We start from the raw sequence: 13492 nt of genomic DNA on the forward strand, positions 1-13492 counted from the left end.
GCAGGGAAGGGCGAATGGGCTACTGCCGCGGCAGCGTCCGGATGAACCCGCTCAATCGACGATAATGTAACCGATCATCGGCCCGTTATGCGCGATATCGGGATGGGTGAGGCAGATGATCCGGTAAGTGCCTTCTTTGTCGGCTTTGAATGTGACGACGGTTTCCTCGCCTTTTTTCACTTCGCCTTTAATGCCGAGTCCTTCGATGATAAAAGGGTGGCTGGCTCCGTTCACTCCGTAAATGCTCAGCTTGACTTTATCGCCCTTGTGCACGACCACGGTGCCCGGGTCCCAGCGGTACGCTTCGATTTCTTTGCCGTCGGGAGTCGTCGATTTAAATTCCCCGGTTACCAGATGAATCGTACGCTCCACCGCTGCCGCGCCTGCTACGGGCGCGCTTTCCCTCTGGCTCGCGTACAGGATGAAGGCCGACAACAACACAAGCGCGCCGACGGCCAGCAGCAGATGTTTCCGTTTAAGCACATACAGATTGGCGGAAGCCCGGCGGCGTTTCGGCTGGCCCGGCACGGTGAAACTGACCGGTTGTACCGGTTTACGGCGACGATTCGAATCGCTATTCAACTGCATTCCCTCCTCATGGTTCCCGCATGCTTGTTTATCTCCACTACTAACATATGTGGGAGCTTGTATCGGCATGACTTGGGAAGCCGAATGCGGCCTGAAGGAGGTCCGTCCCCGCCATTACTTCGGGTAGGTCACTCTCGACAGCCGGTGGACGGCCCAGGCGAGCATGTGGCTCCGAACGGAGCTGTAACCAATGGAAGGCCGGTAACGTCTCCAAAGGAGATGACGAGCCAGATGGCCAGAAATCCGCCCAATCCGGGGACGGTTACAGACAGCAGCTGCCGGGTACGATGCATAAGCGGTTCCTCCTGACTAAGGTGCAGCAATCGCGGTTGCAGATCGGTAATGCCGATGATACCATAGGATTATCGATTTGAGTTTCGAATGATTGTGATGCGACCGATTCGGTTTTCGAATGGGTAGTACCTGGGGGGAAGGGAGGACTTGGATGATCGAGATGCTCGAAGGACGTTTTTTCAAAACGTTCGTGACGGTCGTGCAGGAACGCAGCTTCAGTCGGGCTGCGGAGAAGCTCGGCTATGTGCAGTCGACGGTTACGGCGCATATTCGGCAGCTCGAGCAGGCATGCGGCAAGAAGCTGTTCAACCGGCTGGCGCGCGGGGTCGAGCCGACCGAAGCGGGGGAGGAGATGGCCAAGTTCGCGAGCCAGTTCGTGCAGCTCGGCGCTTCGCTGGCGGAAGCGATGAACCGGCTGGAGGAACCCCGGGGCACCGTCTGTCTGTGCGCGCTGGAATCGTTTTGCGTTACGCGGCTTCCGCTTTTTTTCGGCAGCTTCTTCGCAACGTATCCGAACATCCGGCTCCAGCTGGAGACCGGCTTTTTCCACGACGTCGTCGACAGCGTGGCGCATCACCGCGCCGACCTGGGCATCGTCTCGCAGCATCCGGGGCGCGCCGATCTCGTCTTTTACCCGCTGCAGGAGGAACGTCTGGTCGTGGTCGCTTCGCCGGAGCTCGGCGATCTGTACGATGCGGCCGGATGGGAAGGGCTGAGCGGTGCGAGAGTCGTCGGCTTCGGCAGCCGGTGCGTCTATCAGACGGCTGCGGGCGAGCTGTTCTCCGCCAAAGGACTGATGGCCAAAGATGCGCTCGAGTTCGCCAGCCTCGAGATGATCAAGCAGACGGTGAGCTGCGGGCTTGGCGTCGCCCTGCTTCCCGAGATCGGCGTGCTGGAGGAGGTCCGGACGGGTGTGCTTCGCGTGCTGCCGGCCGAACCGGTCGTTCTGACCCACGGGCTGATCGAGCGTAGCGGACGGGAGCCGAATGCGGCGGCCAGGCGGCTGCGGCAGTCTTTGCTGGAGTTTTTCGGGAAAGTGTAGGCGGGCGGCCCCTGTTATCCGGCAGGCGAGCCTCAATCTCTTATTCACGTCCGTCCCTATGCGGGAATGATCGCCGCGGCGACCGAATAAGATAGACAAGACCCCTTTGGCTTGTACGGACAATGGAATGGCGGATTGGATGAAAACGATGGAAGCGGGAAGCGTATCCCGCACATTTTTGGGGAAAGTAGGGTAAGTATGAGCGCGTGGATTCATGGAGTGATCGATTCGGTTATGGCTTGGCTGACCGACTTGGGCTATTGGGGCATCATGTTCGGACTGATGATCGAAATTATACCGAGCGAGATCGTCCTCGCCTTCGGCGGATATCTCGTATCGGCGGGGCAAATCAATTATTGGCTGGCGGTGCTGTTCGGCACGGTAGGAGGCGTTCTGGCGCAAATCTTCGTCTATTGGATCGGCTTGTACGGCGGCCGGCCGGTGCTGGAGCGGTTCGGTAAATATATTTTTATCAACAAGCACCATATCGAGGTTTCGGAGAATTGGTTTAATAAATACGGCTCCGGCGTTATTTTCACCGCCCGGTTTATCCCCGTGGTGCGCCACGCGATATCGGTACCGGCAGGCATGGCGCGTATGCCGTTGTCCCGGTTTACGCTGCTGACGACGCTGGCCGTCATCCCCTGGTCGATGCTGTTCGTTTATTTGGGCATGACGCTGGGAGAGAACTGGAGCCATATCGACGAAACCGCCGCCGCTTATACGGGCGAGCTGATGTGGGGCGCGCTCGGCTTGACGGCGCTGTATGCGGTCTATGTCATCGTGAAACGCAGGAGACGGAAGGCGAAGGAGAGCAGCGGGGCTGACGTTTCGGGCAAGCTTGCCGGGATCGGCCGATCCGGCGAAGACAGATCCGCCCCTGCCAGTGCTCCCGCTAGTAGGGCACATCCTCGCGCCGACGCTGAAGCGAATGGCGTGCTGGCGGGACTTCCGGACGAATACCGGACGCTCGGTGCGCGGATCGTCCGTTCCGGCGATTCGTCCCAGACGGTCGATCAGATCGTTATCGGGCCGAACGGCATTTTCCATGTGGAATTCAATGACAGGAGCGGCGAATTCCGGTTTCGGGCGCCGGGGTACGAAGCGGCCGATGCAGCTGCGGCGGCTGGCGATTTGACCGCGAACGCTTACCGGAGCGAATACGTCCTGAAAGATTTGCTGCGGCGGCGCGGGCTGACGGCCGACGTTGTGGGGATTTTATGCTTTACCGATCCGGAAGCGGCGTTGTCCGGGACATGTGCGGCATTCGAGGCGCTGAAGCCGGAGCGGCTCGTCCCGTTTATCGTTTCCTATCGGGCGAAGCACCCGCTTGACGAGGAACGGGTCCGCACTGCGGCCGCCTGGATCGAAGACAATAGCGGCCGCGCGGGCCGGGAGAAGTAAGCTTAAGGCAAGGCGGGCGGTTCACGGTGCCGGCCGGCTGCGGCCGCTGATCCGGGCGGCTGATCGGGTGCATGGTACAACGAATCGTTTTTTGTTAAGATAAGGATGGTACCCTATTGAAGGAGGAAAAGGCGATGAGCAAACATGTAGCCGACAAGCTGGGCAAAGGACTGGCCCCGCAGTCGTTTATCGATGGCATGACGAAAAATCAGGATAAGTTTCTGGATTGGTATAACCGCTTCGAATGGAGCTCGGACGACGACCGCGACTTTTTCGAATCGTTATCGAACCGCGACGATTTGCGCTGCCTGATTTTGGCGGCCGACTGGTGCGGCGACGTGATCCGCAACGTGCCGGTTGTGTTCCGTGCGCTCGAGAACTCGGGCATTCCGGTGGAAGTGCTCATTATGGAAGAGCATCCGGAAACGATGGACCAGTATTTGACGATGGGCGGACGTGCGATTCCGATCGTTATTTTCGCCGATACGGGCGGCTTCGTGCTGGGACAGTGGGGGCCGCGTCCGCAGCATGTGCAGGCGGTCATGACGAAATTCAAGCAGGAGAACCCGGACCGCAATGCGCCGGACTATGAAGACAAGATCAAGGTGGCCCGCACCGAGATGATGGCGCAGTACGGCGAAGGCGCCGGCTACCAGCAGACGATCGTGCGCGAGTTGCGGGATTTGCTGTCTACTTTTTAATTCCGGAGGAACTGGACATTCATGCTACATATAGAAGCATTCCAACTCGGTCCCGTACAGACGAACGCTTACCTGGTGTCGAACGCCGAGCGGACGAAAGGATTCGTCATCGATCCCGGCATGAATCCGAAACCGCTGCTGAAGCGCATCGAGCCTATGGAGATCGAAGCGATCGTGTTGACGCATGCGCATTTTGACCATATCGGCGGCGTCGACGAGCTGCGCAAGTTGAAAAACTGCCCGGTCTACCTGCACGATGCGGAAGCCGACTGGCTGACCGATCCGAAAAAAAACGGCTCGGCGCGATGGCCGGAGCTCGGCGTGCACATCCAGACTGAACCGGCGGAATATGCGCTGGATAAAGGGCAGACGCTGACGCTACTCGGGGAGAAGTTTCGAGTGTTCCACACGCCCGGTCATTCGCCGGGGAGCATCAGCTTGCTGTATGGGGATAAGCTGTTCTGCGGCGACGTCTTGTTCCGGCTGTCGGTCGGGCGTACCGACTTACCCGGAGGCAGCCAGCGGGAGCTGCTGGAGTCGATCCACGGTACGCTGTTCGACCTGCCTGATGAGGTCAAGGTGTACCCGGGCCATGGCCCGACGACGACGATCGGGTACGAGAAGCAGAACAACCCGTATGTTTGATCGAACCATGTGCTGCTTAGTTTAGCTTAGCTAGTCCCATCGATAAGTGGGGAAAAGAAGGGCGGTCCCTAACGTGCTCGCATGACCGGGAACGACCCCTTTTCCAAACGAAAAGACCTCAGATTCCACTGTGAAGTGGAGGCCGAGGTCTTTTTTTCTCGAGCAAAATCGGTTTGAAGTGGGCTTCAAAACAATCGCAAAATGACTTGGAACGATATAACGGAAGTTGGGTTTCCTTTATGGCTTCTCTTCTGACCTCCCCGCAACAACCCGCTCTCACTCTATAGCGAACCGTACCGGACTCAGAACGCGGAACCGTCTCTTTCGACCATCAGTTCGGCAGGGGTCCGGCCGGTTTGCCTTTTGAACACCCGATAAAAGTACGAAGCGTCCGAGTAGCCGACATATGCCGCAATTTCCCCTGCCGTAAGCAGCGAGTGCCGGAGCATGTATTGCGCCGTCTTGATCCGCGCGGCGTGTACGGATTCGCCAATCGTCTGGCCAGTGACGGACTTGTACAGAGTCGCAGCGTAGTTCGGGCTTTTGCCGATCGCTTGTCCGAGATGCTCCTTGGTTACCTGCCTGCGATGATGAAGCTGGATATAGCTTCGCATCGTTTCGGCGAGACGCAACTTGTCGTCCGGCAGCCTGTGCCGGTCCAACTCCCGGTTGGCATGGACGAGCGCCTCAAGCAGAAGCGCCTGTCCCATCAGATTCCCGTACGGCAGCGACTCGGCCGTTTGCTCGAAGACGGCCTTGAACCGGTCGATCATCAGATCGTACAGGCCGGTTCTCCATTTGACATAAGGGTAACCGTTCAGGATCGGCAATTGACTGACCGACGAACCGGTCGCGGCTTCGGACAGACGGAAGGCGATCACGTATTTCTCATGAGCAAGCGTTGGGATACTTTTGCCGTAAAAGGAAGCCCGGTCCGAAATCAGCAGCATGTCGCTTTTATCCAGCACGACCTTCTGCCCTTCGATCCAGTATACACACGAGCCGTAACTGACGAGGACGAGCGATAACGCCGGCGATGAGCTGTCCTGTTCCGCAAACCAGCGGGTTCCTTTATCTTGGCGGACGGATACGATCGGAAGCATGATGTCTCTCCTGATAGTTAATATAAGACTATTTTACATTCACCGTACTATAATTCATAGCATCGATTCGAAAGATTGGCTTACAATGAGACACAAAGCTAATTAATTCAGGGGAAGACAGAAGGAGAACCGAACCGATGCGCAAAACGAAAATTGTATGTACGATGGGACCATCCTGCGATTCAGTCGAAATATTGAAGCAAATGATCCATGCCGGCATGAACGTCGCCCGGTTGAATATGGCTCACGGCAGTTTGGAAGATCACGCGGCACGTATCGCGCGGGTGCGCCAGGCGGCGGAAGAGACGGGCACGTATGTGGCGATTCTGATGGATATTAAAGGACCGGAGGTCCGGATCGGCATGCTCGCCGAGCCCTACTACGACCTTAGCGAGAACGGACGACTCGTCTTGACAACCGAGCCGGTAACCGGCGACGCTTTGCGGATTCCGGTATCGTATCGCGAGCTGCCGCAGGACGTGGCGCCTGGGGCGAAAATCTTGATCGACGACGGTCTGATCGAGCTGGAAGTCGAGCGGATCGAGGGCACGGAGGTCGTCTGCCGGGTCGTGAACGGGGGACGTCTGAAGCCGCGCAAAGGAGTCAATTTGCCGGGCATCCGCACTTCGCTTCCGGGCGTCACCGAGCGGGACGTGCTGCACATCGCCTTTGGCGTGGAGCAGGGCGTAGATATTATTGCCGCCTCGTTCGTCCGCAGGGGTGCGGATATCGTGCAGATCCGCGAGATTCTCGAGGGACACGGAGCCGGGCATATCCGGATCATCTCGAAGATCGAGAACGAGGAAGGCGTAGACAATCTGGACGAAATTTTGGCTGCCTCCGACGGGATCATGGTTGCGCGGGGCGATCTGGGCGTCGAAATCCCGGTTGAGAACGTGCCGCTCGTCCAGAAAAAGATGATTCGGGCGTGCAACGCAGCCGGCAAGCCGGTTATTACGGCGACGCATATGCTCGAGTCGATGCAGACGAATCCCCGTCCTACGCGCGCCGAAGCGAGCGACGTCTCCAATGCGGTGCTGGACGGAACCGACGCCGTCATGCTGTCCGGGGAGAGCGCGGCCGGCAAATATCCGGTCGAATCGGTCGCTACGATGGCGGCGATCGTGGAGAAGACGGAGACGATTTTGCCGTACCGGGAATCGTTCGAGCATAAAATTACGCTGCATCCGACGAACGTAACGGAAGTGATCAGCCAGTCGGTTGTCGGCGCTTCGCTCGACCTGGAGCCGAAGGCGATTGTGACGCCGACGGAAACCGGATTTACGGCGCGTATGGTATCCAAGTACCGGCCGAAGGTGCCGATCGTTGCCGTGACGACGAATGCAAGCGTGCTGGGCGGGCTTTGCCTCGTCTGGGGAGTCGTTCCCGTTCAGGGCAAGCCTGCGCTTACGACGGACGAGATGGTCGATTCGGCGCTGCGTTGCGGCGTTACGGCGGGCGTGCTGTCGTCCGGCGATACGGTGATCGTGTCCGCGGGCGTTCCCGTCGGACGGAGCGGTGCGACGAATCTGATGAAGATCGTCGAAGTTCCGCAGGAAGCTTGACCGGTCGGGGAACATTTACGATTTTTTAAAAGGTGTTTGGACCGCGGACGTAGAATATTTAATGTCGAAGAACGAAGAAGCTATTGATCTATCGGCAAACGGAGGTTCGCTTTCATGTCTTCGGTCCGCGTACAAGTGTCGTGCATCGCAGTCCGCGATGGCAAAATCGCAATGATTCGCAAGCTGAATCCGGCGTATAAGACTTATCAGATGTTTATCCCGCCCGGAGGCCATGTGGAGCTGACGGAGACGATCGAGCAGGCGTGCGCCCGCGAAGTGCTAGAGGAGACGGGTCTGGAAGTATCCGGACTGGAACCGGCGGGTGTCGTTACGTTTATCCATTATGGCAGCTCGTATCATTCGGTGTGCTTCCTGCTTACCGCGCGCGAGGTGAAGGGAACGCTCTCGACGAACGAGCCGGACAAGCAGACGTCGCACTGGATTGAGCTGGAAGGCATTGGGGACAATGAGGACGTGCCCGGCTACCACCGGGACTTCTTGAAGCATATACGGGGCCAACGCGGATTTATGAACGCCAGAGTCGAGTGGCTGCCTGACCGGGAGAAGGCGGTATGGACGATCGTAACCGGTCCGGATACGCCCGCGGCGGTTTCCTGCCCGTGACGAGGATGCTGGCGGCGGCTACCTCATGCCGGTGGAACTCTACAGGACAGGAGCGGGAGCCAAGTGAAAGAAAGACTCGGATATAAACTGAGCTTTACCGCGAGGGTATACGCCCGCAGGCTGAACGAAATGTTTACTGCCACCGGTATGTACAGCTCCCAGTGGCCGGTCGTGCTGCTGCTGTCGGAGCGCGGCCCGTGCACGCAGGTCGAGCTGACCGAGCAGCTTGCGGTGGAGCCGCCGACGATGACGCGGACGCTGTCGCGTATGGAGAAGGCGGGATGGATTCGCCGCGTTCCTGGTCGCGACCGCCGCGAGCGCCGGGTGGAGCTGACGGAGCAGTCCGTCCGGATGGTCGACGAGTGGAAAAGTCAGTCCCGGCAGCTGGAGCAGCAGGCGCTTCAAGATGTGAGCGCCGAAGACTACGCGGCGTTCGACCGGGTGATGAAGCGGATTCGGAGCAACTTGCGGGTGGAGGATTAATAGCTGCCCGGTCCGGGATCGGGAGTATGCAGGGGCAAGAACGGGAGAACGCCTGACGGCTGCGGCTGCGTCGGCGTTTTTTTGTTGCCGCTTCAGAGACAGGCTCCATGACCGGATCGCTGAGAGAGAGGAGGCGGGGGTATCATCGTGCTCATGCATCGTGCTCGTGTGGAAAGCGTGCATCGCGGAAAAGCTCCGATTAGATTAGACGTTTCATAACGTGCGAACGAGTGCTGCAGGCCGTTTTTCGTGCTGTCCCGGCTCTGTGTCCTGCGTATAGCGAGGAAGGAACCGGATAAGAGCGGTTTGCAGCCGTTATTTGGTCCGAAACCCGCTTGGATGGGGAGATAGGAGCGGTTTGGGGCTCTAAAAATTGGCGAATAGGGTGCAAACCACCAGTCTGCTGAAATAAGGGGTGCAAACCGCCTCTAATTGCCGGGGTATCTCAAAAGGGCCCAAAGTAAAGGGTGCCAGAGACTCTTATGTGATAGAAGCTGTATGCGTTACATATCCAGTGCATCTCGCATCTGAACACGCCCAACCAACTCGCAAGACAGCTGCTACGGACCGATTGAAGTTGTTTTGTGACTTTAACCTAACATCATCCGAACGAGACCTGCTCACAAGAAACTGTTTACGATCGCATCTGATGTTGTATAAGCTCCTATAAGTCATCTGCAAGTCTAATCCAACCATTACGATTGAAGGCAAGCCGCCGGAGCGAAGCTCCCCTCTCCCTTCCATGCGCGTACGTACGGGTAAGCACGTCGCAGGACTCATTCGGACGCTCCTCCCGGACAGTATTCCATAAAGAAAACAACATTTGTTATTGATAATGAAAATTATTATCATTTATTATAAATGCGCATAACCTGAAGGGATGGAAGGGAAGGGACCGGCCCGATGAATTGGAACGACCACGACAAGCTATGGAATCATGTCTTCATAAAAGTGATGGATGTGCGCCGCATGCTGATGGAGCAGGGAGAGACGCTTCGTTCGTATAATCTGCCTGCGAGCGCCTTCTTTTATACCGTGAGGGGCAGCGCGCGGATCTGGCTGGACGGCAGCGCCGGCAGCATCAAGCGGTTCCATGTCCTGCACGGCGGCAAAGGAGCGTGTCTCGATATCGAGGCGGACGAGCTGCTCGAATATTACATGATTTTGTACAAGGCGACACTTCCTCCGCCGTCGCGGCAGGAGCTTCAAGCCTTGATGGAACGATGCAACCCGTTTCAGATGCAGTATGAGCTCGATCCGCATTATCCGCTGCCTCTGTTCGATAAGGTGACCGCGATGAGCCGGGAATGGCTCCGCCCGGGCGCGTCGGACGCGCTCTACGTAAAAACTTTATTTTATCAATTTCTATACGAGCTTCAGAGTCAGCTTCGCGAGCAGGGCATTCAGGCGGTGAAGCCGGACCCGGTCGCGCAGGCGATCCGTTACATGCAGCACAATTACCGGAAGCCGATTACACTCGAAACGCTCGCCGGGCTGCTCGATCTCAATACGAGGCAGTTTCTGCGAATGTTCAAAAGCCGCCTGAATACGAGCCCGATCGATTATCTGATCCAGATTCGAATGAATAAAGCCAAGGAGCTTCTGCTCCACTCCGAGTTTACCTTGAAACATATCGCGGAATGGGTAGGATACTCGGACAGCTATTATTTCAGCCGGATATTCAAAAAAGTCGAAGGAGTGTCTCCCAGCGGGTACAAGGAACATGCCCGCAGATCAGACAATCGTCGTAATAATCCATCCCGGTTGTCCGGATATCCCATTGCTGCCAGAAGGCTGCGACGTTATAGTAATAATGGTGTTGAGAATCATTATCAATATAACGAAAAGGGAGACTTCCAGATGTACAGAAAGTCCAGAGCCTCGATGGCCGTCACTTTGTTATTTTGCTTCAGCTTGCTGTTGAGCGCCTGCTCGACCGGTTCCGGAACGGCGAACAATTCCGGCGGTACCGCGGCTCCGGGCGGCAGCCAAAACGCGACATCTTCCGTACCGGCCGCCGGCCAGATGCCGGACAAGGACGCCCCCCGGTTAATCAAGCACGCAATGGGCGAAACGACGCTCCAGGGAACTCCGCAGCGGGTTGTCATTTTGACCAACGAAGGAACGGAGGCGCTTCTCGCGGTCGGAATTAAGCCGGTCGGTGCCGTTCAGTCCTGGATCGGCGATCCGTGGTACGATCATATTAAGGACGATATGAAAAACGTGTCGGCGGTAGGCGACGAGCTTCAGCCGAACATCGAGATGATCGCGAGCCTGAAGCCGGATCTGATTATCGGGAACAAAGTCAGGCAGGAGAAAATTTACGAGCAATTGAAAAAAATCGCCCCGACCGTTTATTCGGAAGACTTGGGCGGAGATTGGAAAATCAACTTCAAATTGTACGCGGAGGCCGTCAACAAAAAAGAAGAAGGCGACAAGGCCATGGCGGCATTCGACAAACGTGTCGCGGATGTCAAGGCGAAGTTGGGCAGCAAGGCGGCCACGAAAGTTTCCGTCGCCCGGTTCTCCGCTTCCCAGGTGCGCATTTACCAGAAGCAAACGTTCTCGGGCGTTCTGCTCAGCCAGCTCGGCTTTGCCCGTCCGGCATCGCAGGACAAAGACTCCTTCATCGAAGTGATGACGAAGGAAAAGATTCCGAGCATGGACGGCGACGTGTTGTTTTACTTCGTCACGGAAGCGGCCGGCAAGACGGATGCGGCGAAAGTCGTGCAGGAATGGAAAAACGATCCGCTGTTTCAAAACCTGAACGTGTCCAAAACCGGCAACATCGTTCAAGTAGACGAAGCGATCTGGAATTCGGCAGGCGGATACGAGGCGGCTAATTTGCTTCTGGACGAGCTTGTCAAATATTTCGATATCAAATGATAACATGCACGTATCCGGGCAAGCCGGCGGCTGAAAGGCGCGCCGGCTTCCCAGTTTCCAAAGGCGGCAGGTGAACGAAATTGGCGGTATGGATGCGTAGCCGCAGGAGTAAGGTGACCGGGCTTGGAATCGGGTTGATCGGGCTCGCCGCGGTCATGGTTTGCAGCGTATTATTTGGTCTTCAACAATTCGGTTTGCACGATATATGGATGGCTTACCGTCACTTCGACGGCTCCAACGAGCATCTGATTCTTACGACAACGCGGGTGCCCCGGACATTGACGGCCGCTGCCGTAGGGGCCAGCCTTGCCGTTGCCGGCGCCGTGATGCAGGTGATGACGAGAAACCCGATCGCTTCTCCGTCCGTTTTCGGAATTAATTCGGGAGCGGCTTTATTCATTGTTATCGCAATCGTTGCATTCGGATCGTCCTTGACGATGGGTTCGATGATTTGGATCGCCTTCGCCGGGGCGATTGTTGCATCGGTTTGCGTGTATGCGCTCGGCGCCGGAGGCGGTTACGATCCGATCCGCCTGACGCTGGCCGGGGCGGCCATTGCGGCTTTCTCGTCTTCGGTCACGTCCGGACTGATGCTCGTTCACAAGCAATCGCTGGAGTCGGCTTTGTTCTGGATGATCGGCTCCGTATCGGGGAGGCGGCTCGATCATCTGCTGATCGTATTGCCTTATCTTGCGGCCGGCCTCCTTATTGCGTTTCTGCTATCGAATGCGCTGAACATTATGGCGCTGGGCGACGACAATGCCAAAGGGCTCGGGCAGCGGTTGATGAGGGTCCGCCTCTTATGCACCTTGTCGGTCATTCTGCTGGCCGGCGGATCGGTTTCGGTCGCCGGTCCGATTGCGTTCGTCGGGCTGGTCGTTCCTCACCTGTGCCGTTACCTTACGGGCAACGATCATCGCTGGCTGCTTCCGTATTGCGCGCTAACGGGAGCCGCGCTGCTCGTCGCGGCGGATCTCGCTTCGCGGTTCGTCCTGATGCCCAAGGAAGTGCCGGTCGGAGTCGCCACGGCGCTTATCGGCGTTCCGTTTCTGATCCGTGTGTCGAGGAGGAAGCGTCATGCGGAATAGACGATTCGGTAAACCGGCCTTCCTGCTGCCTGTTCTGTTAATTGTGGTGGTGCTGCTCAGCCTTATTTGCACGGCGGTCGGCGGCGTCCGTATTCCGATCCGGGAAGTGCTCCTTTCCTTGATCGGCCAAAATGGCGAAGGCAGCGATCTGATCGTGATGCAGTTCCGCCTGCCCCGTATCGTCGCCGCGCTGCTGGTAGGGGCCGCGCTGGCCGTCTCCGGCACGCTGCTCCAGGGAGTCGTCCGCAATCCGCTAGCGTCCCCCGATCTCGTCGGCGTATCGGGAGGGGCTTCCGTCGCGGTCGTCGCCTTCATGACCCTGTTCAAAGGCTACAGCGTGCACTGGATTCCGGTTATAGCGGTGGCCGGGGCGTTTATCGCCGCAGGGCTGAACTACGTGCTCGCCTGGAGCCGAGGCGTCTCCCCGATGCGGCTGATCCTGATCGGGATAGGCATCTCGACCGCGATGGGCGCGCTGACGACGTTTTTGCTTATTAGCGGGCCCGCTTATTTGGCCGCACAGGTGCTGAACTGGATGACGGGAAGCATTTACGGAACGAACTGGACGTATGTGGAAGCTTTATGGCCGTGGGTCGCCGTATTCATCCCCTTGTCCTGGCTGTATGCCAAGGAGCTGGACGTGCAGTCGCTCGGGGACGCGGCCGCCGTCGGATTGGGGAGCCGCCTGCAGGCGAGCCGTCTGATGCTTTTGTTCTACAGCGTGGCATTAGCGGGGGCGGCGGTAGGGGTGGCGGGCACGATCTCGTTCATCGGTTTGCTGGCTCCGCATATGGCCAGGAAATTGGCCGGGCGTTCCTACCGGGTGGTTATTCCCGTTTCCGCGCTGCTCGGGGCGATTCTTTTGCTGCTTGCCGATTTGGCCGGCCGTACGCTCTTTCAGCCTCTCGACATTCCCGCCGGTGTCTTTACGGCCGGTATCGGCGCTCCGTTTTTCCTGTTTTTGCTGTTTCGGCGGAAATAGAAGCGGCGATGTGATGTTCAGACAGCGCACGTTATAGCATTTAGGATGCGAAGACGTCCTTTGTTGCTAAGCGCGAGCGAAGGCACA

General features: G+C 57.6%; 12 protein-coding genes and 1 pseudogene. 10 read left to right on the top strand and 3 right to left on the bottom strand.

The annotated features are described in order from the left end of the window. Window positions 1-51: 51 nt before the first annotated feature. Window positions 52-489 carry a cupredoxin domain-containing protein gene (locus IDH45_RS20155; protein WP_223836825.1) on the bottom strand — a complete coding sequence of 146 codons (438 nt, stop codon included), beginning with the start codon at window positions 487-489 and terminating at the stop codon, window positions 52-54. Between the two features lie 227 nt (window positions 490-716). Continuing rightward, the gene (locus IDH45_RS20160) at window positions 717-881 is read right to left on the bottom strand and encodes a hypothetical protein (protein ID WP_190929927.1); all 165 of its coding nucleotides are present in this window, start codon (window positions 879-881) and stop codon (window positions 717-719) included. A gap of 152 nt (window positions 882-1033) precedes the next feature. Between IDH45_RS20160 and IDH45_RS20165 the strand changes: the two genes are divergently transcribed. The 4 genes and pseudogenes from IDH45_RS20165 to IDH45_RS20180 all read left to right on the top strand — a co-directional run bounded on the left by IDH45_RS20165 (window position 1034) and on the right by IDH45_RS20180 (window position 4674). Next, on the top strand, window positions 1034-1924 hold the full coding sequence (locus IDH45_RS20165) for a LysR family transcriptional regulator (RefSeq protein WP_190929928.1): 891 nt from the start codon (window positions 1034-1036) through the stop codon (window positions 1922-1924). 198 nt (window positions 1925-2122) lie between these two features. Further along, a pseudogene (locus IDH45_RS34190) lies at window positions 2123-2734 on the top strand (DedA family protein); the annotation flags it as partial. A 728-nt stretch (window positions 2735-3462) separates the two neighbouring features. After that, a complete protein-coding gene (locus tag IDH45_RS20175) occupies window positions 3463-4029 on the top strand; it encodes a thioredoxin family protein (protein WP_190929930.1) in 567 nt (188 codons plus the stop codon). A gap of 21 nt (window positions 4030-4050) precedes the next feature. Then, window positions 4051-4674, top strand: a complete 624-nt coding sequence (locus tag IDH45_RS20180) for an MBL fold metallo-hydrolase (protein WP_190929931.1) — start codon at window positions 4051-4053, stop codon at window positions 4672-4674. A gap of 302 nt (window positions 4675-4976) precedes the next feature. Here the strand turns inward: IDH45_RS20180 and IDH45_RS20185 are convergent, their stop codons facing one another. After that, entirely contained in the window at window positions 4977-5777 is an 801-nt protein-coding gene (locus tag IDH45_RS20185; protein WP_190929932.1) for a helix-turn-helix domain-containing protein, read from the bottom strand. A 137-nt stretch (window positions 5778-5914) separates the two neighbouring features. On the opposite strand from IDH45_RS20185, the gene pyk reads away from it, so the two are divergent. From pyk to IDH45_RS20215, 6 genes are all read left to right on the top strand, one after another. Then, window positions 5915-7342: a pyruvate kinase gene (gene pyk / locus IDH45_RS20190; RefSeq protein ID WP_190929933.1), complete on the top strand. Its 1428-nt coding sequence runs from the start codon at window positions 5915-5917 to the stop codon at window positions 7340-7342. Window positions 7343-7456: 114 nt separating this feature from the next. Then, window positions 7457-7966: an NUDIX domain-containing protein gene (locus IDH45_RS20195; RefSeq protein ID WP_190929934.1), complete on the top strand. Its 510-nt coding sequence runs from the start codon at window positions 7457-7459 to the stop codon at window positions 7964-7966. A 63-nt stretch (window positions 7967-8029) separates the two neighbouring features. Further along, a complete protein-coding gene (locus IDH45_RS20200; RefSeq protein WP_190929935.1) occupies window positions 8030-8449 on the top strand; it encodes a MarR family winged helix-turn-helix transcriptional regulator in 420 nt (139 codons plus the stop codon). A gap of 903 nt (window positions 8450-9352) precedes the next feature. After that, complete coding sequence (locus tag IDH45_RS20205; protein ID WP_190929936.1) at window positions 9353-11335, top strand: AraC family transcriptional regulator; 1983 nt, start codon at window positions 9353-9355, stop codon at window positions 11333-11335. A gap of 80 nt (window positions 11336-11415) precedes the next feature. Further along, entirely contained in the window at window positions 11416-12423 is a 1008-nt protein-coding gene (locus IDH45_RS20210) for a FecCD family ABC transporter permease (protein ID WP_223836815.1), read from the top strand. Beyond that, a complete protein-coding gene (locus tag IDH45_RS20215; protein WP_190929937.1) occupies window positions 12413-13405 on the top strand; it encodes a FecCD family ABC transporter permease in 993 nt (330 codons plus the stop codon). Before IDH45_RS20210 ends, IDH45_RS20215 begins: the two co-directional genes overlap by 11 nt. Window positions 13406-13492: the final 87 nt, after the last annotated feature.

It is taken from the genome of Paenibacillus oceani (assembly GCF_014705615.1).
GTDB lineage: Bacteria > Bacillota > Bacilli > Paenibacillales > NBRC-103111 > Paenibacillus_AB > Paenibacillus_AB oceani.

Excerpts from the sequence above, each read along its gene's own strand:
- IDH45_RS20160 (WP_190929927.1), bottom strand. The coding sequence starts at position 881 with ATGCATCGTACCCGGCAGCTGCTGTCTGTAACCGTCCCCGGATTGGGC.
- IDH45_RS20165 (WP_190929928.1), top strand. The coding sequence starts at position 1,034 with ATGATCGAGATGCTCGAAGGACGTTTTTTCAAAACGTTCGTGACGGTC.
- IDH45_RS20175 (WP_190929930.1), top strand. The coding sequence starts at position 3,463 with ATGAGCAAACATGTAGCCGACAAGCTGGGCAAAGGACTGGCCCCGCAG.
- IDH45_RS20180 (WP_190929931.1), top strand. The coding sequence starts at position 4,051 with ATGCTACATATAGAAGCATTCCAACTCGGTCCCGTACAGACGAACGCT.
- IDH45_RS20185 (WP_190929932.1), bottom strand. The coding sequence starts at position 5,777 with ATGCTTCCGATCGTATCCGTCCGCCAAGATAAAGGAACCCGCTGGTTT.
- pyk (WP_190929933.1), top strand. The coding sequence starts at position 5,915 with ATGCGCAAAACGAAAATTGTATGTACGATGGGACCATCCTGCGATTCA.
- IDH45_RS20195 (WP_190929934.1), top strand. The coding sequence starts at position 7,457 with ATGTCTTCGGTCCGCGTACAAGTGTCGTGCATCGCAGTCCGCGATGGC.
- IDH45_RS20205 (WP_190929936.1), top strand. The coding sequence starts at position 9,353 with ATGAATTGGAACGACCACGACAAGCTATGGAATCATGTCTTCATAAAA.
- IDH45_RS20215 (WP_190929937.1), top strand. The coding sequence starts at position 12,413 with ATGCGGAATAGACGATTCGGTAAACCGGCCTTCCTGCTGCCTGTTCTG.